Raw genomic sequence first — 17,750 nt, forward strand, 5'->3', positions numbered from 1 at the left:
GCCGGGAAAAGATGAGTGGTTCACGAATACGGTCGGCTGCGTACGGTCTGGTGCCGGCGGACACTACCGAAGACGTACGGACGCGAGGCGCTGACGTCTCAACGCAGGTGGCCGTCCTTCCGGTCGGGAGCTTCGAGCAGCACGGTGCGTACCTTCCGCTGGCGACCGACACACTGGTGGCCTGTGCCGTCGCCCAGGAGATCGCCGCGGCGTACCCGGTGCACCTCCTGCCTCCGGTGACGATCTCCTGTTCGCACGAGCACGCGGCCTGGCCGGGAACCGTCAGCATCTCCTCGGTGACCCTTCACGCGGTGGTACGGGACATAGCGGCTTCGCTTCGCCGTTCCGGCGTCGACACCCTGGTGGTGGTCAACGGGCACGGCGGGAACTACGTGCTGGGCAACGTCGTTCAGGAATCCTCCGCGCGCGGTGAGCGGATGGCCCTCTTCCCGGCCGCGGAGGACTGGGAGGCGGCGCGGGAGCGGGCCCAGGTGGCCACGTCGCTGCTCACCGACATGCACGCGGGAGAAATAGAGACCTCCATTCTTCTGCACGCTCATCCCGAATGTGTCCGACCCGGCTATGAGACCTCCGATTTCGTCGCGGACGACCGTCGCCATCTCCTGACCCTCGGTATGTCCGGCTATACCGATTCGGGTGTCATCGGCCGCCCTTCGCTGGGCTCCGCGGAAAAGGGGAAGGCGCTCCTGGCGAGCCTGGCGGAATCCTTCGGCACGTATTTCTCGATGCTGACCGGCGGCGAGTCCACGGAGTAGGCCGTGGGCGTGTGACGGGGTTCCGGGACCGCCACCACGGCCCGGGCCCCGCTGTCGTTTCCCGCCGCGGCGCGCAGGCCGGCGTACCAGCGGACGACGAGCACCAAGACGCCCGGCAGGCTCGCCACGAAGCTCAGCACCCCGTACACGACCGCGACCGTGAGGCCGCTGGCGGCGCCCAGCCCGGCGGCGCCGAACGCCCAGGCGGTGACGCCCTCTCGGGGGCCCCAGCCGCCGACGTTCAGCGGCAGGCTCATGGCGAGCAGGGCGAGCACCGCGAGCGGCAGCAGTACGGCGGCCGAGGCGGCGGATCCGGCGACGCGGGCGGCGACGACGAACATCCCGAGGTGGCCCGCCAGGACGACGGCGGAAGAGAGCGCGACGCCGGGCCAGTTGCGGCGCGAGAGCAGCCCCTCGCGCGCCTCGCCGAGGCTCGTGCGCAGCGCCCGCCCCCGGCGCGAGGGGGCCCGGTTCGGCCGGAGGGCCAGGACGACGGCGAGCGCGCCCAGCGCGGCGAACGCGATCAGGGGCGCGAAGTGCCGGACGTCGGCCAGCACCGGCGACGGCATCGTCAGCAGTACGGCGCCGCCGACGACGGCCAGGACGACCTGCCCCGCGGCCCGTTCGATGACGACCGAGCGCACCCCGCGGCCCAGATCACCGGCGCTCTGCCCGTGCCGTACCGCCCGGTGGACGTCGCCCAGGACACCGCCGGGCAGGGCGGCGTTCAGGAACAGCGCACGGTAGTAGTCGGCGACGGCCGGGCCGAGCGGCAGCCGGATGCGCAGGCCACGGGCCACCAACTGCCAGCGCCAGGCGCTGAACACGGTGGTGACGAGGCCGATCCCGAGCGCCACCAGCAGCGTCGCACCGTCGATCCGGCGCAGGCCGTCCAGGAAGACGCCGGTGCCCAGGCGCCACAGGAGCACGGAGATGATGGCCACGCCGGCCACGGTGCCGAAGTGGGTGCGCAGAGCACGGGAGTTGAGGCGGGTGAAGAAGGAGCGTGCGAAGAAGGAGCGCGCGGCGCCCGGCCGGGATGCCGACACGATCACGCCGATACGGTCCCCGGAGACGGCCGCACCGGTGGGGGCCGCCGGTGTGCCGACGATTGGGGAGGGCGCCACGACCAGGCTGGTGTGCCGCGCCCGCGGCTCGACACCGGGCAGAGCGGCCCAGGTCCGCACCGTCTCCACGCTCATGACGCTCCGCCCGTCGGCCGGGACAGTGCCAGCAGGTCGGTGTGGTGGACCACGACCCGCAACTCGCCGGCCGCGCAGGCCGCGAGGCGCTCCTGCAGATAGCGGTCGGCGCGTTCGCGCAGTTCCGGGCGCTGTTCCACGGCCGCGCCGACCCAGCCGCGCAGCCACTGCGCGGTCAGCTCGGACTCGGCCGGGCCGAGCCGCCAGGGGCTCGGGTGCAGCCGTACCGTCGCGCCGCGTTCGGAGAACGCCTCGCACGCCGCGGTGACGGCGTCCGGTCCGAGCAGGCCGCCTTGGCGCTGGTGGGCGTTGAACGCGTCGGCGATCTCCGCGTCGAGCGGGTGGGACGGGGTGAGGTCCACGCGGCCGGCCACGGAGAGCGTCAGCAGGGCCGGGCAGCCCGCCCCGGTGCAGGCGTCGGCGAGGGCGTCGATCTCCTCGCGGGTGAGGACGTCGAGCAGCGCGGAGGCCGTCACCAGGGACGCGCCGGCGAGGACGTCCGGGGTGAGCAGGCCGACGTCCCCGCGGCGGGTCTCGGCCGAGACGCGGCTGCCGTCGGCGCCGGCCCGCGGGGAGGCCACGGCGGCGAAGTGCAGGAGGTAGGGGTCGCGGTCGTGCAGGATCCAGTGCTGGGTGCCGTCCAGGCGGGGGGCCAGCCAGCGGCCCATCGAGCCGGTGCCGCAGCCCAGGTCGTGGACGACGGTCCCGGCCTTGCCCGGCAGGTTCGCGAGCCGGATCCGCAGGGGATCGATCAGCTCGGCCGCCCGCGCGGCGGCGTCGGCGCCCTCCCGCAGCTCCAGCCACTCGGGGGCGTAACGCGGCGGATCGTCGGGCCCGGCGTCTCGCAACCGCACGGTCGGACGCTCGCCGGGGCGCAGGGTGGGGCCCGCGCCGGCGATGACCTGTCCGGCGCCGCCGGGGACTTCCCCGGATCCGGTGACCGGGGCGGGGGCAGAAGCAGGGGCGGGGGCGGGGGTTTCCATTGGCGTTCCTCCAGGACCGGCGACCACGAAATCCCTCGACTCGACGGCCTCCTCGGGGCCGAGCTGCGTCGGAATCATCCCCGCCTGCTGTGTCATTGCCGTCTCCCTCATGCCATCCTCCGGGGTTCGCTCGGCAGTCGTCCCAGGACGACGGCCAGGCTGCGGGCCGTCGCCGCCCAGCCGCCCAGGGCGGACCGCCGGCCCCGGGCAGCCGCCTTCAGCCGGCGTCGTACGTCCGCCTCGCCGAACCAGCCGCGCAGCTCCGAGGCGAGGGCGGCCGGGTCCTCCGGCGGGACGAGGATGCCGGGCACGCCGCCGTCGGGGGCGCGGCCGACCGCCTCGGGCAGGCCGCCGACGTCCGTGGCCAGCACGGGGATGCCCCGGGCGAGCGCCTCGGTGACCGCCATGCCGTACGTCTCGGCGTAGGAGGTGAGGACCATGAGGTCGGCCGCGTTGTAACTGGCGTCGAGTTCGGCGCCGGACTGCGGGCCCGCGAGATGCAGGCGGTCCTGGAGGCCGTAGTTGCGGATCAGCACTCTCAGGGAGGCGACGTACTGCGGATCCTGCGTGAGTCCGCCGACGCAGACGCAGCTCCACGGCAGTTCGGTCACCCCGGCCAGCGCCTCCACCAGCCGGTGCTGGCCCTTGCGCGGGGTCACGGCGGCCACGCACAGCAGCCGCGAGACACCGTCGGTGCCGGAGGCGAGGGGGGCGATGTCGGCGCCGGGGGCGGCGACATGGACCCGGTCGGGGGCCAGACCGTGGTGGGAGACGAGGCGGCGGACAGCCCAGTCGCTGGTGGCGATGACGGCGGGCACGGCCCGCAGAACGGCGCGCTCCCGGGCGTCCAGTTCCGCCGCCACCGCCGGGTCCAGTCCCGTCTCGTCGCCGAGCGGGAGGTGGACCAGGACGGCCAGGCTCAGCCGTTCCGCCTCGGGGACGACGATCTCCGGGACACCGCACGCGACCAGCCCGTCCAGGAGGACGACCGTCCCGTCCGGCAGGTCCCGCAAGGTCTGCGCGAGTTGCGCACGGGCCGCCACTCCCGGGCGGGGCCACTCGCCGGGCACCGCGTGCTGGTGCACCTGCCAGCCGAAGCCGGGCAGGTCCAGACTCACGCGCCGGTCGTAGGCGTTGCCGCCGCTGGGCGCCGTCGGGTCGTCCACGCCGCCCGGCAGGACGAAGTGCACCGAACGCAGGGACATCGGGATGATCTCCGCGTTCTTGAGGGCGGAGTGCTGCACGGGCACGTAGTCGAGCGCCGCGGTGGCGGCCGTCGACCGCTCCATCGTCGTGTCGGTCACAGGGCACGCTCGTAACTCGCCCAGGCGACGTGCGACTCGTGCAGCGCCACGGTGAGACCCGCCAGACCCCTGGCGCCCTCGCCGAGCGCGCCCTTGTGGATCCGCTCGGCGAGCCGGTCCGCGATGACCTTGGCCAGGAACTCCGTGGAGGTGTTGACTCCGGCGAAGTCGGGCTCGTTGTCGAGGTTCCGGTAGTTCAGCTCGCTGACTACGGCGCCGAGTTCCTGTGTGGCGAGTCCGATGTCGACGACGATGTTGTCGTCGTCCAGCTGCTCGCGCCGGAACGTGGCGTCCACCAGGAACGTCGCTCCGTGCAGGCGCTGCGCGGGGCCGAAGACCTCGCCGCGGAAGCTGTGGGCGATCATGATGTGATCGCGGACGGTGATGCTGAACAACGGACGACCCTCCAGGTGCGGCGCGTCTTGTCCCCCGCTGATCCCTGCCGGGGGATGCCGTGTAGTACGGCTCCCCGCCCCCCGTTGTTCAGCCTCCTCTCACTCTTTTCTCAGGTCAGGCGCTCTTGCGCACCTGAGGTAGGCGGTACGGGAGGGAACCCGTGTGCCGCCCGTTCACTCGTTCTCGTCGTAGCGGACCCGGTGGCACAGGGCGGGGATCTCACCGGAGGCGAGTTTCGGCAGCACGTCCGGCAGTTGGCCGAAGGCGCTCTCCCCGGTCACGAGGGCGTCGAGCGCCGGGTCCGCGAGCAGGTCCAGGGCGAGGGCGAGCCGGTCGGCGTAGGTACGGCTGGAGCGGCGGGCCGGGGAGACGGAGCCGACCTGGCTGCTGCGGATGACCAGACGGCGGGAGTGGAACGCCTCGCCGAGCGGCAGGCTGACCTGCCGGTCGCCGTACCAGCTCAGTTCGAGGACGGTGCCCTCGACGGTCAGCAACTCCAGGGAGCGGGCGAGACCTTGCTCGGTGGCGCTGGCGTGCACGACGAGGTCGCAGTCGCCGAGCGCGTCCTGGGGCGGGGCGAAGTCGACGCCGAGGGCCTCGGCGGTCTTGGCGCGGGCCGGATCGGCGTCCACCAACTGGACGCGTACGCCGGGGAAGCGGGCCAGCAGCGCGGCCACGGAACTGCCCACCATGCCGCCGCCGACCACCGCGATCCGGTCGCCGGCCAGCGGTGCCGCGTCCCACAGCGCGTTCACGGCGGTCTCGACGGTGCCGGCGAGGACGGCCCGCTCGGCGGGCACGGACGGCGGTACGACCGTCACCGCGTCCACCGGGACGACATACCGCGTCTGGTGCGGATAGAGGCAGAAGACGGTCCGCCCGACGAGATCCGCCGGGCCCTCCTCCACCAGCCCCACATTGAGGTATCCGTACTTCACCGGTCCGGGGAAGTCGCCCTCCTGGAACGGTGCCCGCATGGCCGCGTACTGGCTCTCGGGCACCCCGCCACGGAACACGAGGGTCTCCGTGCCCCGGCTGACCCCGGAGTACAGCGAGCGGACGACGACTTCGCCCTCGGCGGGGTCCGGCAAGGCCGTCTCGCGTATCTCGCCCACCCCTGGGGAGCTGAGCCAGAACGCACGTGCGGACCGCTTCATCGGCATCCTCCTGAACGATCGGGAAGCTGTTCACGTACCGAGGTGTGCACAGGTCGCGCACAGTACGCGGCCTTGATCGACTCTGTCACCTGGCCGGAGGAATGTGCGGTGGCCCTGAACAACACGTACGACGCAAGGCTGGTCCAGCAGGAGACCGCGGTGGGAGCGGGCCTGCAGATCCTGCTGCTGGCCCTGCTCGGCACGGCGATAGGCATGGGGCCCGCGGGCTTGCTCGCCGGCCTCGCCTTCGCCATCGCCACCTGGGCGGTCCTCTCCCGAGCCCTGCACCGATCCCGACTGCGCTCCTTCGGCCCGGCCAACCGGGTCACCCTGGGCCGGGCGGGCCTGGTCGGCGCGGTGACCGCCCTGGTCGCGGACTCCGTCGAAAGCTCACCACCGGTGTCGCTGTTCGTCGGACTCACCGCGGTGGCACTGATCCTCGACGGCGTGGACGGCAAGGTCGCCCGCCGGACCAACACCTCGACACCCCTGGGCGCCCGCTTCGACATGGAGGTCGACGCGTTCCTCATCCTGGTGCTCAGCGTGTACGTCGCGATGGCCCTCGGCCCGTGGGTCCTGCTGATCGGCGCCATGCGCTACGCCTTCGTCGCCGCGGCCCGCGCCCTGCCCTGGCTCAACGCCCCGCTCCCCCCGAGCACGGCCCGCAAGACGGTCGCCGCACTCCAGGGTGTCCTCCTGCTCCTCGCCGCCTCCGGCCTCCTGCCGTACGCCGGGACGTTCGCGGTCGTCGCGACGGCACTGGCGCTGCTGGTCTGGTCGTTCGGCCGGGACATCCTCTGGCTGTGGCGGACGTCGCGGTCGCAGGAGGTCGCTGTGGCTCAGATGCTGGAGTTGGTGGCGGAGCCGGAGCCGGTGGCGTCCTGAAGGTGCGGTATCCGGTATACCGTCGGCAGTTGCCCCACGGTTCGCGGTATACCGTCGACCGCAGCCGCCGTACGGCATCCGGCATACCGTCGCCAACCCGCCTACGGTGTGCGGCATACAGTCGTCAGCCGCCCAGCGGCACCCTGTACACGGTCGACCCCCTGGCCCTGAACCCCAGCCGCTCGTAGAGCCGGTTCGCCGCTGCCCGGTCCGGCCGTGAGGTGAGGTCGACGGTTCGCGCGCCCGCCTCCCGGGCCAGCCGGAGTGCCTCCCGGGTCAGCGCTCCGGCGATTCCGTGGCCGCGTGCCGCGTGGTCGACGACGACGTCTTCGATGCGGGCCCGCATCCCGCTGGGCACCGGATACATCACCAGCGTGAGTGTGCCGAGGATCGCGTCGGCGGTGCGGGCGACGAGCACGGTGTTCGTGTCGCAGCGAAGGATGCGGTCGACGGCCGCGAGATCGAGGGGTGTCGCCGTCGAGGACAGCTGCGGCAGCATCCGGTCGAAGGCGTCGACGAGTTCCTGATCCGCTTCCCGGGCGGTCTCCACCCGGATGTCCTGGGTTTCCATGCGGCGGACCCTACCGTCGTGGCAGCAGCCCGATCGCCGCGGCCGGCACGGCCGCCAGCACCAGCCACGGCACCGCGGCCGGCAGTCCGCTGTCCAGCAGCATCCCCGTCGCCGCGCTGCCGACGAGGACGATCAGGCCGGAGACCGAGGACAACGCTCCCGTGTACAGGCCGAGTCGGCCGTCCTCGGCGAGGTCGGGGATCCAGGCCCGGGCCGCGGGGGCGACGAGCATCTGGCCGAAGGTGAGCAGGACGACGAAGCCGGCGGCGGGCAGCAGACCCGGCGTGCCGGTCCAGGCAGCGGGGCGGGCGAGGGCCACCACCGCGAAGCCGGCCGCGATCAGCAGCAGTCCGGTCGCCATGGAGCGGCGCAGCGCGAGGCGGTCTCCCACCCAGCGGGTCACGGGGAGCTGGGCGGTCACGACCAGCAGGGACGACAGGGCGAACAGCCAGGCGATCGGGGCCTGGGAGCCGGCCGCGCGCTGCACCTCGTCGGGGAGGGCGAGGTAGAGCTGGTTGTAGGCGAGCAGGTAGGCGCCGTACGCGCAGCACAGCGCGAGGAAGCGGCGGTTGCGGAGCAACGCTCCCACTCCACCCCGGATCTGGACGCGTTCGCGGCCGGGGATGCGCTGCGGCAGCAGCCACGCGTGTCCGGCCAGGACGAGGACGAAGACCGCGGCTCCGGCCATGCACACCGTGCGGAAGTCCACCGACAGCAGCAGTGCGCCCAGGAGCGGGCCGACGAATGCCCCCGCCTGTCCGGCCACCGTGAACAGGGCCAGGACGCGGGTACGGGGGCCGCCGCCCGCCGCCTCCCAGGCCACCGCCTGCCGGGCGACCTCGGACTCCACGGCCGGTGAGAACAGTGCGGCCGCGAACCCGATGAGCAGGACCGCGCCGATGACGGCCCAGGTCCGTTCGGCGAGTCCGAGCCAGACGAATCCCGCGATCCGCAGGACGCATCCCGCGAGCACGACCGGCCGGATGCCGTACCGGTCGGCCAGCGCCCCGCCCACCACGAACAGCCCCTGCTGGCTGAAGGTTCGCAGACCCAGCACCAGGCCGACGAGCCAGCCGGCCATGCCCATGGCCTGTCCGAGGTGTTCGGCGAGGAAGGGCAGCACGGCGAAGAAGCCGACGTTGAAGGCGAGCTGGGTGAGGATCAGCATGCGCAACAGGGGCGAGAGGCGGATGCGGGCGCGCGCTCCGGGTGCCTTGCGTCGCAAGCCGGTCGACAGTGAGGTCATCGGCTTCTCACCAACTCCTTCGTGGCCGGTTCTTCGGCCGGTGGCTCAGGTGTACGAGGCCGGGTCCGCCCGGGCAGCCGCACTCCGCCGGCCGCGGTCACCGCGAGCGCCCCGAGCAGGGCGAGTACGGCGGCGGGGGCGAGGACCGCCCAGGGGGCGCGCTCGGCGTAGGGCTGGTTCTCGGCGAGGAGCAGGCCCCACTCCGGGGCGGGCGGCTGGGCGCCGAGGCCGAGGAAGGCGAGGGAGGCGAGGGCGAGGGCGATGCCGGGCAGGCGGAGCAGGGCGTGGCGGGTGACGGGTGGGAGGGCGGCGGGCAGGAGTTCGTGGCGCAGGAGGTACCAGCGGTCGGCTCCGAGGCCCCGGGTGACGGTGACATGAAGAGTGGCGCGTTCCTGGCGCAGCAGCGCGGCGGTGTGCGCGGCGAGGGGCGCCCAGGCGACGGCGCCCACGGCGAGCGCGGGTGTGGCGGGTCCGCTGCCGGCGATCACGGTGACCAGGAGCGCGAGGAGGACGGGCGGGACGGCGTTGACGGTGTCGACGAGCGGTCCCGAGAGCCGTGGCACCAGTCCGAGCAGCACGCCGGTGAGCAGCGCGGCCGCGCCGATCGCGAGGGTGAGCACCAGGGTGTCGAAGGCGCCGTGGGCGACCCGGGCGAGGACGTCCCGGCCGAGGGCGTCGGTGCCGAACGGGTGGGCCCAGGAGGGCGGTCGGAGGCGGTCGCCGGTGTCGAGGGCGAGCGGGTCGCGCGGCAGGCCGAGCGCGATGACGGCAGTCAGCAGTCCACTGTATGCAAAAGGCAGGATCCTGCGGACGGGTGGCGATGGCCGGTGAAGTGAGGGCAGCGCGCCGTCCCGCAGGGCCGGGCCGACCAGGAGCCGGGTCGCGAGGGCGGCGAGCCCCGCCGTCGCCGCCGCCAGCAGGACCAGGGCCAGCGTGCCGGCCTGCAGGACGGGCAGGTCCTGGGCGAGGGCGGCCTGGAGGGTGGTGCGCCCGAGGCCGGGGATGTCGAAGATCTGCTCCACGGCGACGGCGCCGCCCGTCAGGCCGACCACGAACAGACCCAGGTTGGGGAGCAGTCCGGGCAGGCAGCGGCGTACCGCCTGGCGGGCGACGCTGCGCCCCGGCAGTCCGCGGGCGGCGGCCGCCAGGGCCCAGGGTTCGGCGAAGGCGCCGGGCAGCAGGTCGTCGAGGAGCCGCCCGATGACGGCGCCGGCGGGCAGGCCGAGGGCGAGGGCGGGCAGCACCGTCCACTGGGGCCCGTACCAGCCGAGGGCGGGCAGCCAGCCCAGTTGTACGCCGACGACGGTGGCGAGGACGGACGCGGTGAGGAACTCGGGCAGCGCGGCGAGTACCGCCGAGCCGCCGCCTCCCGCGCGGCGGCCGTCCAGGCGCCGGCCGGCGCCGAGCCACAGGGTGCGGGCGCAGATCAGGGCGGCGGTGAGGGCGGCGACCGCGAGGGCCACCGCCATCAGCAGCAGGGATGCGCCGAGGGCCTGGAGCACGGCAGGGGTGACCGCGTCGCCGGAGAGCCAGGACCGTCCGGCGTCCCCGCGCCACAGCCCGCCGAGCCACTGCCCGAGCAACGCCAAGGGGCCTTGCTCCAGGCCGAGTCGGGACCGGATGTCCGCGAGCACCCGGGGGGTGGGGTCGCGGTCGGCCGAGCGTGCCTTGAGGACGGTCAGCGCGGGGTCGGTGCGTGTCAGCCAGGGCAGCAGGCCGATGCCGCAGACGAGGCCGGCCGCGAGGGCGGTTCGCCACACGAGGGCGGCCACTTGGCGTCGCACGGTTCAGCGCCGGGTTCCGGTGCCGACGAGGGTGCGCTCGTACGGGTCGAGGAGTATGCCGCCGACCGAGTCGGCGACGCCGGTGATGACGCGCTGGTGGACCAGCGGGACGACGGTGTCGGTGCCCAGGATCGCGGCCTCGGCGGCCATGGCGGCACTCTGGCGCTGGGCGGTGTCGGCGATGCCCTCGGCCTTGGCGACGGCTCGGTCGACGGCCTGGTCGCAGAGTTGGGCGATGTTGTAGCCGCCGTCGCAGGTGTAGTCGCCGGCGAGGACCGCGAGGGGGTCACCGGTGTCGACGAGGGTGTTGCGGGCGAGGACGAAGGCGTCGAACCGGCCGTCCAGCGCGTCGCTCTCCAGGCGGGAGTACTCGCGCACCTCCAGGGTGACCGTGAACCCGGCCTTCTCCAGCTGTTGCTTCAACACCTGGGCGACTTCGGGGAGTTCGGGCCGGTTGTCGTAGGTGGCGAGGGTGATCTTCGCGCCGTCGGGGTCGCCGGCCTTCGCGCGTGCGGCGGGTTGCTGCCGCTTGCCCTCGGCCCAGGTCACGGCGGGGCCGTAGATGCCGGCGCCGGGGTCGGCGTATCCCTCGTAGACACCGTCGGCGAGTGCGGAGGTGTCGACGGCCTGACGGGCGGCGGCGCGCAGTTCCGCGTCCTTGAAGGGGCCCGTACCGGAGTTGAGGAGCAGGCTCGTGGTGCGGGTGGTGGCCGTCTCCTTGCGGGTGGCCTCGTCCAGGGTGGCGGCCTGGGCGACGGGCACCGCCTCGGCGATGTCGGCCTCGCCGGTGCGCAGGGCGCTCGCGCGGGCGGTGCCGTCGGCGACGAAGCGGACGTCGACACCGGAGGCCTGGGCGCGGCCGTTCCAGTAGTCGTCGTAGCGGTCGAGGGAGGCGGACGTGGATCCGGTGACCCTGGTCAGTTCGAAGGGTCCGGTGGCGGTGCCGACCGGGTCGACGCGGCCCTTGGCGTCGTAGGCCTTCGGGGAGAGGACGGCGAGGCCCGGGCCGGCCAGGCGCAGGGGCAGTACGGGGTCGGGGGCGGCGGTGGTGATGCGTACGGCGGTGTCGTTCGCGGCCTTGGCGGTGAGTGTGACGCCGGAGAGGGCGGCGGGGGCGGGCCTGGCCCCGGTGGCGTGGGTGAGGGCGGCGGCGACCGCGGACGGGGTGACGTCGGAGCCGTCCTGGAAGGTGGCCTCGCGCAGGGTGAACAGCCAGGTGCGGTCGTTCTCGCGGCGCCAGGACTGGGCGAGCGCGGGGGCGGCGGCGCCGTTGGCGTCGAGGGCGGTGAGGCCCTCGGTGACGCCGAGGCGGCTGAGGATGGTGGCGTCGGCGCCGTACGGCGAGAGGTTCTCGGCGGGCGGGAAGGCGAGGGCGACCCGCAGCCGGGAGCCCTCCTTCGCGTCAATGGGCGAGGCGCTGCCGCCGCCGGAGGCGAAGCAGGCGGTGAGGAGGGGGGTGAGCAGCAGGGAACCGAGTATGTGGCGGCGTCGCATGCGTCACCGCCCCAGCGGGATCTCGAAGTGGACGACGCCGTTGCGGCCGCCGGGATCCTCGCGCTCGTCGTGGACGACCTTGCCGAGCGACCGCCAGAAGGGCTCGGCGCCCGGCACCGCCGGGTCGGTGTGCAGGTAGACGGTGCGATAGCCGCCGTCGGCGGCCGCGAAGGCGAGCAGTTCGCCGACCAGGCGCCGGGCGAGACCGCGCCTGCGGTGCTCGGGGCGGACGTACACCCGGCGCAGCTGGGCCGTCTCGCCGGAGGGGTAACTGTCGGCGAGGCGGCGGGGGTTCGGCGGGTGGGCCGGGCCGCGGGAGTCGAGGGCGGCGGTGGCCACGACGGCCGCGTCGCCCGGGTCGACGGCGACCAGGAGGGTGTGGCGGGCGGGGGCGAGGTAGGCGGCGGCCGGGTCGACGATGTCGGCGTGCCAGCGAGGCACGTAGCCGGTACCGAAGTCGCGGTAGACGGTGTCGAGCATCACCGCTCGCGCACCGTCGAGGTCGTCCGGGCCGGCCGCCCTAATGCTGAAGCTATGCACTTGCACATCATATGCATTAAGACGGAGGGGTGATCGCCGCCCCCCCCCGATCGCCGACCCGCGGGCCGGATGGATTTGACACCCCCGAGCCGCACCTACAACCTACCGACATGACATCCATTTTCAAAAAGATGGAGCGGTAGTGCGGATCGCGTTCGTCGGCAAGGGCGGCAGCGGCAAGACCACCCTGTCGGCGCTCTTCACCCGGCACCTGGCAGGCACCGGCGCGCCGGTCCTCGCCATCGACGGCGACATCAACCAGCACCTGGCCGAGGCGCTCGGCCAGGACGACGGACCCCTGGGCGCCCCTCCGCTGGGCGCACACCTCGCCGAGATCAAGGACTTCCTGCGCGGCACCAACCCGCGCATCCCCTCCCCCGAGGCGATGATCAAGACGACCCCGCCCGGCACCGGCTCGCGCCTGCTGCGCCTGCTCGGCGACGACGAGCTGCACGCGCGGCACGTCCGGCGGGTGGGCGCGGTGCCGATGATGGCGACGGGCGCGTTCGAGGAGAGCGACCTCGGGGTGGCCTGCTACCACTCCAAGCTCGGCGGCGTGGAGCTCTACCTCAACCACCTGGTCGACGGCCCCGGCGAGTACGTCGTGGTCGACATGACGGCCGGCGCCGACGCGTTCGCCTCCGGTCTGTTCACCCGTTTCGACATGACCTTCCTGGTCGCCGAACCCACCCGCAAGGGCGTCTCGGTGTACCGCCAGTACCGGGACCACGCCCGGGAGTTCGGGATCCGCGTCGCCGTGGTCGGCAACAAGGTGACCGGCGAGGACGACCTGCTGTTCCTCAAGGAGCACGTCGGCGACGACCTCCTGACCCACCTGGTGCACTCCCCGTGGGTGCGGTCGGCCGAACAAGGGCGCACCGAGGGCGGGTTGGACACTCTGGAGCCGCACAACCGGCACGCCCTGACCGTCCTGCGCGAGGCCGTCGACGCCCACCCCAGGGACTGGGCGACGCACCACCGCCACGCCGTCGAGTTCCATCTGCGCAACGCGCGGGCCTGGGCGGACCAGGCGACCGGCCTCGACCTCGCCGCACAGGTGGACCCGGACTTCGTACCGGGCCCCGCCGCCCTCACCTGATCTCCCCACCCCCGCCCCTTCACCCCGCGACAACCGGACAGGAACCCCAGCACATGTCTCTCGACGTCTCCCCCCAGCTCCTCGCCGAGGCCGAGCACGGCGACATCCGCGAGGAGGACTTCGTGGACACCGTCCGCACCTCCCTGCCGTACGCCTACGACCTCATCGCCTCCCTCGCGACCGAACTGAAGGGCGGCCAGGCCGAGTTCACCGACAACCAGACCCCTCCCCCGTCCGAGCGGGAACGCGGCCAGCTGCTGCGCGCCCTGGCCAGCGACGCGATCCGCGGCAGCCTGGAACGCCACTTCGGCGTGACACTCGCCTTCCAGAACTGCCACCGGGTGGCGGCGTTCCGCCCAATGGCCCGCGACGGCGAGACGTACGGACGCTTCACGTCGGCGCGGTCGCAGGTGCTGAATCAGTCGCCGGAGTTCCGGGACTGCTGACCTTCGAAGGACGCCCGCAGGCCGTTGCCCGCGAGACCCCCTTCCAGGAACGCCGTCACGAACCGCCCCGCGTCGTCCAGCCACGGGAAGTGGGCCGCGCCCAACTGGACCACCGGCTCGGCGTTCGGGAACAGGTCTGCGTACTCCGCCACGGCGCGCGGTGGGGCCGCCACGTCCATCTCGCCGGCCAGGACGAACACCGGCGCGGCGAAGCCGGCGAGGGCCGCGCGGGTGGCTGTCGGGTCGAACGCGCCCCCGGCGGCGTACACGGCCGCCGCCTCGTCGTTGCGCTGCTTTGCCTCGGCCTCCCGTACGGCCTTCGCCTCATCGTCCCAGCGGGCGAACCAGAAGGGGGCGACGGCCTGCCAGTCGTCGGGGGCCGCCCGGCCGGCGCTGATCGCTTCCAGAGCCGTGTACGCCGGGGCGAACCACGGTTCGTCCCGGCGCAGGCGTGCGGTGCTCAGACGGTCCTCGGCGGTGATCTCGATACCGACCGCGTAGACGCTCGGGGTGATCAGGGCGAGGCGCGCGACGCGGTCGGGGTGGCGGGCCGTATAGAGGACCGCCAGGTTCGCACCGGCGGAGTGGCCGAGGAGGTCCACCCGGTCCAGACCCAGCTCCTCGCGGAGCGCCTCCACGTCGTCGACCAGGCGGTCGCAGCGGTACGACGCCGGGTCCTGAGGCGTCTCCGAGCGGCCCGTGCCCCTCAGGTCCAGGCGGATCAGGGTGCGGTGGGCGGTCAGACCGCCGAGGTCGCCCAGGTAGGCCGAGTCCTGCATCGGGCCGCCGGGCAGACAGATCAGGGGCGGGCCGTCACCGGACACGTGGCAGGCGAGGCGGGTTCCGTCGGGCGCGGAGAAGGTGGGCATGGGGCGAGCCTTTCAACGGGGTCCCGTCGCGGCAACCCGGTTGCGGTGGGGGCGGGGACCACGGGCGCGGCACCACGCCCCGGGCCGGCCCGCCTCCTCCCTCCCGGTGGTCCAGCCGCCCGCCCCTCCGTCCCGTCAGGCCGCCCGCCGCTCCCTCCCCCGATGCGCGCGCACGATGTCCGCGAACCGGTACCCGGTCCCCTTAATGGTCCGGGCCTGCGTCCGGTAGTCGACGTGGACGAGCCCGAAGCGCTTGTCGTAGCCGTACGCCCACTCGAAGTTGTCCAGCAGCGACCAGGCGAAGTAGCCGGCGAGCGGGGCGCCCTTGCGGGCGGCGGAGGCGCAGGCGGCCAGGTGCTTCACCAGACAGTCCTGGCGCTCCGGGTCGTCCACCGTGCCGTCGGCGCGCACGACGTCCGCGAAGGCGGAGCCGTTCTCGGTGACGTACAGCCTGCGGGCGCCGTACTCGTCGGTGAGGCGGAGCAGCAGGTCCTCGATGCCGCTCGCGTCGATCTCCCAGTCCATGCCGGTGCGCGGGACACCGTGCCGGCGGACCGTGCGGACGTGGGGCGCCGGGCCGGCGGGGTCGTCGGCGACGGTCGCCGGGAAGTAGTAGTTGAGGCCCAGCCAGTCCAGGGGCGCGGCGATGGTCTGCGCGTCGCCCGCGCGCTCGGGGAGTTCGACGCCGTAGACCTCGCGCATGTCCTCGGGGAAGCCGCGGCCGTGGACGGGGTCCAGCCACCAGCGGTTGGTGTGGCCGTCCATGCGGCGGGCGGCCCGGACGTCCTCGGGGCGGTCGGTGGCGGGGTGGACGGTGGAGAGGTTGTTGACGATGCCGACCTGGGCGTCCGGGGCGGCGGCGCGGATCGCCCGGGTGGCGAGGCCGTGGCCGAGGAGCAGGTGGTAGGAGGCGCGGACGGCGGCGGTCAGGTCCATGAGCCCGGGGGCCATCTTGCCCTCCAGGTGGCCGATCCAGGCCGAGCAGAGAGGCTCGTTGAGGGTGGCCCAATGGGTGACGCGGTCGCCGAGGCGTTCGGCCACGACCGAGGCGTACGAGGCGAAGTGCTCGGCGGTCGCCCGCTCGGGCCAGCCGCCCCGGTCCTGGAGGGTCTGCGGGAGGTCCCAGTGGTAGAGGGTGACGCAGGGGGTGATGCCCGCCTCCAGCAGTGCGTCGGTCAACTCGTCGTAGAAGGCGAGGCCCTTGGGGTTGACCGGCCCGTCGCCGCCGGGCACCACGCGAGGCCACGCGATGGACAACCGGTAGGCGTTGGTGTCGAGTCGGCGCATCAGGGCGATGTCCTCGCGCCAGCGGTGGTAGTGGTCGCAGGCGACGTCGCCGTGGTCGTTGCCCGCGGTCTTGCCGGGGGTGTGGGGCGAAGGTGTCCCAGATCGACGGCGAACGTCCGTCCTCCGCCACGGCTCCCTCGATCTGGTACGCCGATGTGGCCGTGCCCCACAGGAAGTCGTGCGGGAGTGCGGCGAGGTCGATGGTCACGGAAGTCCCTTCGGCAGGTGCGGAGTCGGTCACTTGACGGCGCCCGCCGTCAGCCCGGCGACGAGATAGCGCTGCAGGAGCAGGAATCCGGCGACCACGGGGACGCTGACGACCAGCGAGGCGGCCAGAACCTCGCCCTCGTCCCCGTCAACGGCACCAACCGCTGGGCGGTCGCCCAGGCCGCCCCCTTCCACCGGATGCACGTACGCGGCGGGCTCAACCTCTCCCCCACCGGCTACGGCTGGGCGAGCGGCGGCTACATCGCCGACAGCCGGATCGACGGCCAGGTCGGGCCGTACTCCCAGCAGCAGTGGTACACCCGGGACAGCGCGATCGGCAGCTGGCTCAACGGCGTCTGGAACATGGTCTTCTCCGGCGTCGAGGGCGCCCCCGCGCAGAGCTTCCCCAACCCGCCGTACACGACGCTCGACACCACACCCGTCTCCCGGGAGAAGCCCTTCCTGTACGTCGACGGCGGCGAGTTCCGCGTCTTCCTGCCGGAGAAGCGGACCAACGCGCGCGGGGTCACCTGGGGCAACGGGACACCACGTGGCACCTCCCTGCCGCTGTCGCGGTTCTACGTGGCCAGGCCCGGTGTCTCGGCGGCCACCCTCAACCAGGCCCTCGCACAAGGGCTCCACCTGCTGCTGACGCCGGGGATCTACCACGTCGACCAGCCGATCCAGGTGAACCGGGCCAAAACGGTCGTCCTGGGACTCGGCTACGCGACCCTCGTCCCCGACGGTGGCGTCACCGCCCTGCGGGTCGCCGACGTCGACGGCGTACGGCTGGCCGGCCTCCTGATCGACGCCGGCCCGGTCAACTCCGCGACCCTGCTGGAAGTCGGGCCGCGAGGCTCGTCGAGGGACCACTCGGCCAACCCGACCACCGTCCAGGACGTGTTCCTCCGCATCGGCGGCACGGGCGCCGGCAAGGCCACCACCAGCATGGTGATCAACAGCCGTCACACCATCGTCGACCACACCTGGGTCTGGCGCGCCGACCACGGCACCGGCGTCGGCTGGGACACCAACCGGGCCGACTACGGCGTCGTCGTGAACGGCGACGACGTGCTGGCCACCGGCCTGTTCGTCGAGCACTTCAACAAGTACGACGTCCAGTGGTACGGGCAGCGCGGCCGCACGATCTTCTTCCAGAACGAGAAGGCGTACGACGCCCCGAACCAGGCCGCCATCCAGAACGGCCCGGTCAAGGGCTACGCCGCCTACAAGGTCGGCGACAACGTGACCGCACACGAGGGCTGGGGCCTGGGCAGCTACTGCTATTACAACGTCGACCCCGGCATCGTGCAGCATCACGGCTTCGCCGCACCGAACCGGCCCGGGGTGCGCTTCCACGACCTGCTCGTCGTGTCGCTCGGCGGGAACGGGCAGTACGAGCGTGTCATCAACGACATCGGCGCTCCGACGTCGGGGACCTCGACGGTGCCGTCGGCTGTCGTGTCGTATCCGTGAACCGGGGCGGCCCCACCCTTGGGTCCGG

General features: G+C 73.2%; 14 protein-coding genes and 4 pseudogenes. 5 read left to right on the forward strand and 13 right to left on the reverse strand.

The features are described from left to right. Window positions 1-11: 11 nt before the first annotated feature. Window positions 12-755: pseudogene (locus ACWBNA_RS07170) on the forward strand (creatininase family protein); the annotation flags it as partial. Here ACWBNA_RS07170 and ACWBNA_RS07175 read toward each other — a convergent pair. The 5 genes from ACWBNA_RS07175 to ACWBNA_RS07195 form a co-directional block, all read right to left on the reverse strand. Continuing rightward, on the reverse strand, window positions 644-1,978 hold the full coding sequence (locus ACWBNA_RS07175; protein WP_482703369.1) for a lysylphosphatidylglycerol synthase transmembrane domain-containing protein: 1,335 nt from the start codon (window positions 1,976-1,978) through the stop codon (window positions 644-646). The pseudogene ACWBNA_RS07170 and the gene ACWBNA_RS07175 sit on opposite strands and share 112 nt — an antisense overlap. Then, the gene (locus ACWBNA_RS07180; protein ID WP_482703370.1) at window positions 1,975-3,072 is read right to left on the reverse strand and encodes a class I SAM-dependent methyltransferase; all 1,098 of its coding nucleotides are present in this window, start codon (window positions 3,070-3,072) and stop codon (window positions 1,975-1,977) included. The genes ACWBNA_RS07175 and ACWBNA_RS07180 overlap by 4 nt, the downstream gene beginning before the upstream one ends. Continuing rightward, the gene (locus ACWBNA_RS07185) at window positions 3,069-4,250 is read right to left on the reverse strand and encodes a glycosyltransferase family 4 protein (protein WP_482703551.1); all 1,182 of its coding nucleotides are present in this window, start codon (window positions 4,248-4,250) and stop codon (window positions 3,069-3,071) included. Before ACWBNA_RS07185 ends, ACWBNA_RS07180 begins: the two co-directional genes overlap by 4 nt. 11 nt (window positions 4,251-4,261) lie before the next feature. Continuing rightward, window positions 4,262-4,660: a 6-pyruvoyl trahydropterin synthase family protein gene (locus tag ACWBNA_RS07190; RefSeq protein WP_363283493.1), complete on the reverse strand. Its 399-nt coding sequence runs from the start codon at window positions 4,658-4,660 to the stop codon at window positions 4,262-4,264. Between the two features lie 174 nt (window positions 4,661-4,834). Further along, entirely contained in the window at window positions 4,835-5,818 is a 984-nt protein-coding gene (locus tag ACWBNA_RS07195; RefSeq protein WP_482703371.1) for a zinc-dependent alcohol dehydrogenase, read from the reverse strand. A gap of 108 nt (window positions 5,819-5,926) precedes the next feature. On the opposite strand from ACWBNA_RS07195, the gene ACWBNA_RS07200 reads away from it, so the two are divergent. Next, window positions 5,927-6,703 (forward strand): CDP-alcohol phosphatidyltransferase family protein, encoded by a 777-nt coding sequence (locus ACWBNA_RS07200; protein WP_482703552.1) that lies wholly within the window; start codon window positions 5,927-5,929, stop codon window positions 6,701-6,703. 124 nt (window positions 6,704-6,827) lie between these two features. Here ACWBNA_RS07200 and ACWBNA_RS07205 read toward each other — a convergent pair whose 3' ends face one another. From ACWBNA_RS07205 to ACWBNA_RS07225, 5 genes are read right to left on the reverse strand one after another with little or no spacing between them, the layout of a single operon-like run. Beyond that, a complete protein-coding gene (locus ACWBNA_RS07205; protein WP_482703372.1) occupies window positions 6,828-7,274 on the reverse strand; it encodes a GNAT family N-acetyltransferase in 447 nt (148 codons plus the stop codon). Window positions 7,275-7,284: 10 nt separating this feature from the next. Further along, window positions 7,285-8,520, reverse strand: a complete 1,236-nt coding sequence (locus ACWBNA_RS07210; RefSeq protein ID WP_482703373.1) for an MDR family MFS transporter — start codon at window positions 8,518-8,520, stop codon at window positions 7,285-7,287. Beyond that, window positions 8,517-10,304: an ABC transporter permease subunit gene (locus ACWBNA_RS07215; protein ID WP_482703374.1), complete on the reverse strand. Its 1,788-nt coding sequence runs from the start codon at window positions 10,302-10,304 to the stop codon at window positions 8,517-8,519. Before ACWBNA_RS07215 ends, ACWBNA_RS07210 begins: the two co-directional genes overlap by 4 nt. A 3-nt stretch (window positions 10,305-10,307) precedes the next feature. Then, the gene (locus ACWBNA_RS07220; protein WP_482703375.1) at window positions 10,308-11,798 is read right to left on the reverse strand and encodes an ABC transporter substrate-binding protein; all 1,491 of its coding nucleotides are present in this window, start codon (window positions 11,796-11,798) and stop codon (window positions 10,308-10,310) included. Window positions 11,799-11,801: 3 nt separating this feature from the next. Further along, window positions 11,802-12,338 carry a GNAT family N-acetyltransferase gene (locus tag ACWBNA_RS07225; protein WP_482703376.1) on the reverse strand — a complete coding sequence of 179 codons (537 nt, stop codon included), beginning with the start codon at window positions 12,336-12,338 and terminating at the stop codon, window positions 11,802-11,804. 142 nt (window positions 12,339-12,480) lie between these two features. Here ACWBNA_RS07225 and ACWBNA_RS07230 point away from each other — a divergent pair, with 142 nt between their 5' ends. Together ACWBNA_RS07230 and ACWBNA_RS07235 are read left to right on the forward strand one after the other, a co-directional pair. After that, entirely contained in the window at window positions 12,481-13,437 is a 957-nt protein-coding gene (locus tag ACWBNA_RS07230; protein ID WP_482703377.1) for an ATP-binding protein, read from the forward strand. A gap of 53 nt (window positions 13,438-13,490) precedes the next feature. After that, entirely contained in the window at window positions 13,491-13,883 is a 393-nt protein-coding gene (locus ACWBNA_RS07235; RefSeq protein WP_482703378.1) for an SCO5389 family protein, read from the forward strand. Here the strand turns inward: ACWBNA_RS07235 and ACWBNA_RS07240 are convergent. The 3 genes and pseudogenes from ACWBNA_RS07240 to ACWBNA_RS07250 all read right to left on the reverse strand — a co-directional run. Further along, window positions 13,856-14,752, reverse strand: a complete 897-nt coding sequence (locus ACWBNA_RS07240; RefSeq protein WP_482703379.1) for an alpha/beta fold hydrolase — start codon at window positions 14,750-14,752, stop codon at window positions 13,856-13,858. The two genes, ACWBNA_RS07235 and ACWBNA_RS07240, sit on opposite strands and share 28 nt — an antisense overlap. Window positions 14,753-14,887: 135 nt before the next feature. Then, window positions 14,888-16,247 (reverse strand): annotated as a pseudogene (locus ACWBNA_RS07245) (GH1 family beta-glucosidase). A 29-nt stretch (window positions 16,248-16,276) separates the two neighbouring features. Beyond that, window positions 16,277-16,381: pseudogene (locus tag ACWBNA_RS07250) on the reverse strand (carbohydrate ABC transporter permease); the annotation flags it as partial. Here ACWBNA_RS07250 and ACWBNA_RS07255 point away from each other — a divergent pair. Continuing rightward, window positions 16,364-17,722 (forward strand): annotated as a pseudogene (locus ACWBNA_RS07255) (coagulation factor 5/8 type domain-containing protein); the annotation flags it as partial. The pseudogenes ACWBNA_RS07250 and ACWBNA_RS07255 sit on opposite strands and share 18 nt — an antisense overlap. Window positions 17,723-17,750: the final 28 nt, after the last annotated feature.

This window comes from Streptomyces sp. Q2, from assembly GCF_056820935.1.

Bases quoted from the DNA above. Each gene is read 5' to 3' on its own strand.
- ACWBNA_RS07175 (WP_482703369.1), bottom strand. From the start codon at position 1,978: ATGAGCGTGGAGACGGTGCGGACCTGGGCCGCTCTGCCCGGTGTCGAG.
- ACWBNA_RS07180 (WP_482703370.1), bottom strand. From the start codon at position 3,072: ATGAGGGAGACGGCAATGACACAGCAGGCGGGGATGATTCCGACGCAG.
- ACWBNA_RS07205 (WP_482703372.1), bottom strand. From the start codon at position 7,274: ATGGAAACCCAGGACATCCGGGTGGAGACCGCCCGGGAAGCGGATCAG.
- ACWBNA_RS07185 (WP_482703551.1), bottom strand. From the start codon at position 4,250: ATGGAGCGGTCGACGGCCGCCACCGCGGCGCTCGACTACGTGCCCGTG.
- ACWBNA_RS07235 (WP_482703378.1), top strand. From the start codon at position 13,491: ATGTCTCTCGACGTCTCCCCCCAGCTCCTCGCCGAGGCCGAGCACGGC.
- ACWBNA_RS07220 (WP_482703375.1), bottom strand. From the start codon at position 11,798: ATGCGACGCCGCCACATACTCGGTTCCCTGCTGCTCACCCCCCTCCTC.
- ACWBNA_RS07210 (WP_482703373.1), bottom strand. From the start codon at position 8,520: ATGACCTCACTGTCGACCGGCTTGCGACGCAAGGCACCCGGAGCGCGC.
- ACWBNA_RS07195 (WP_482703371.1), bottom strand. From the start codon at position 5,818: ATGAAGCGGTCCGCACGTGCGTTCTGGCTCAGCTCCCCAGGGGTGGGC.
- ACWBNA_RS07240 (WP_482703379.1), bottom strand. From the start codon at position 14,752: ATGCCCACCTTCTCCGCGCCCGACGGAACCCGCCTCGCCTGCCACGTG.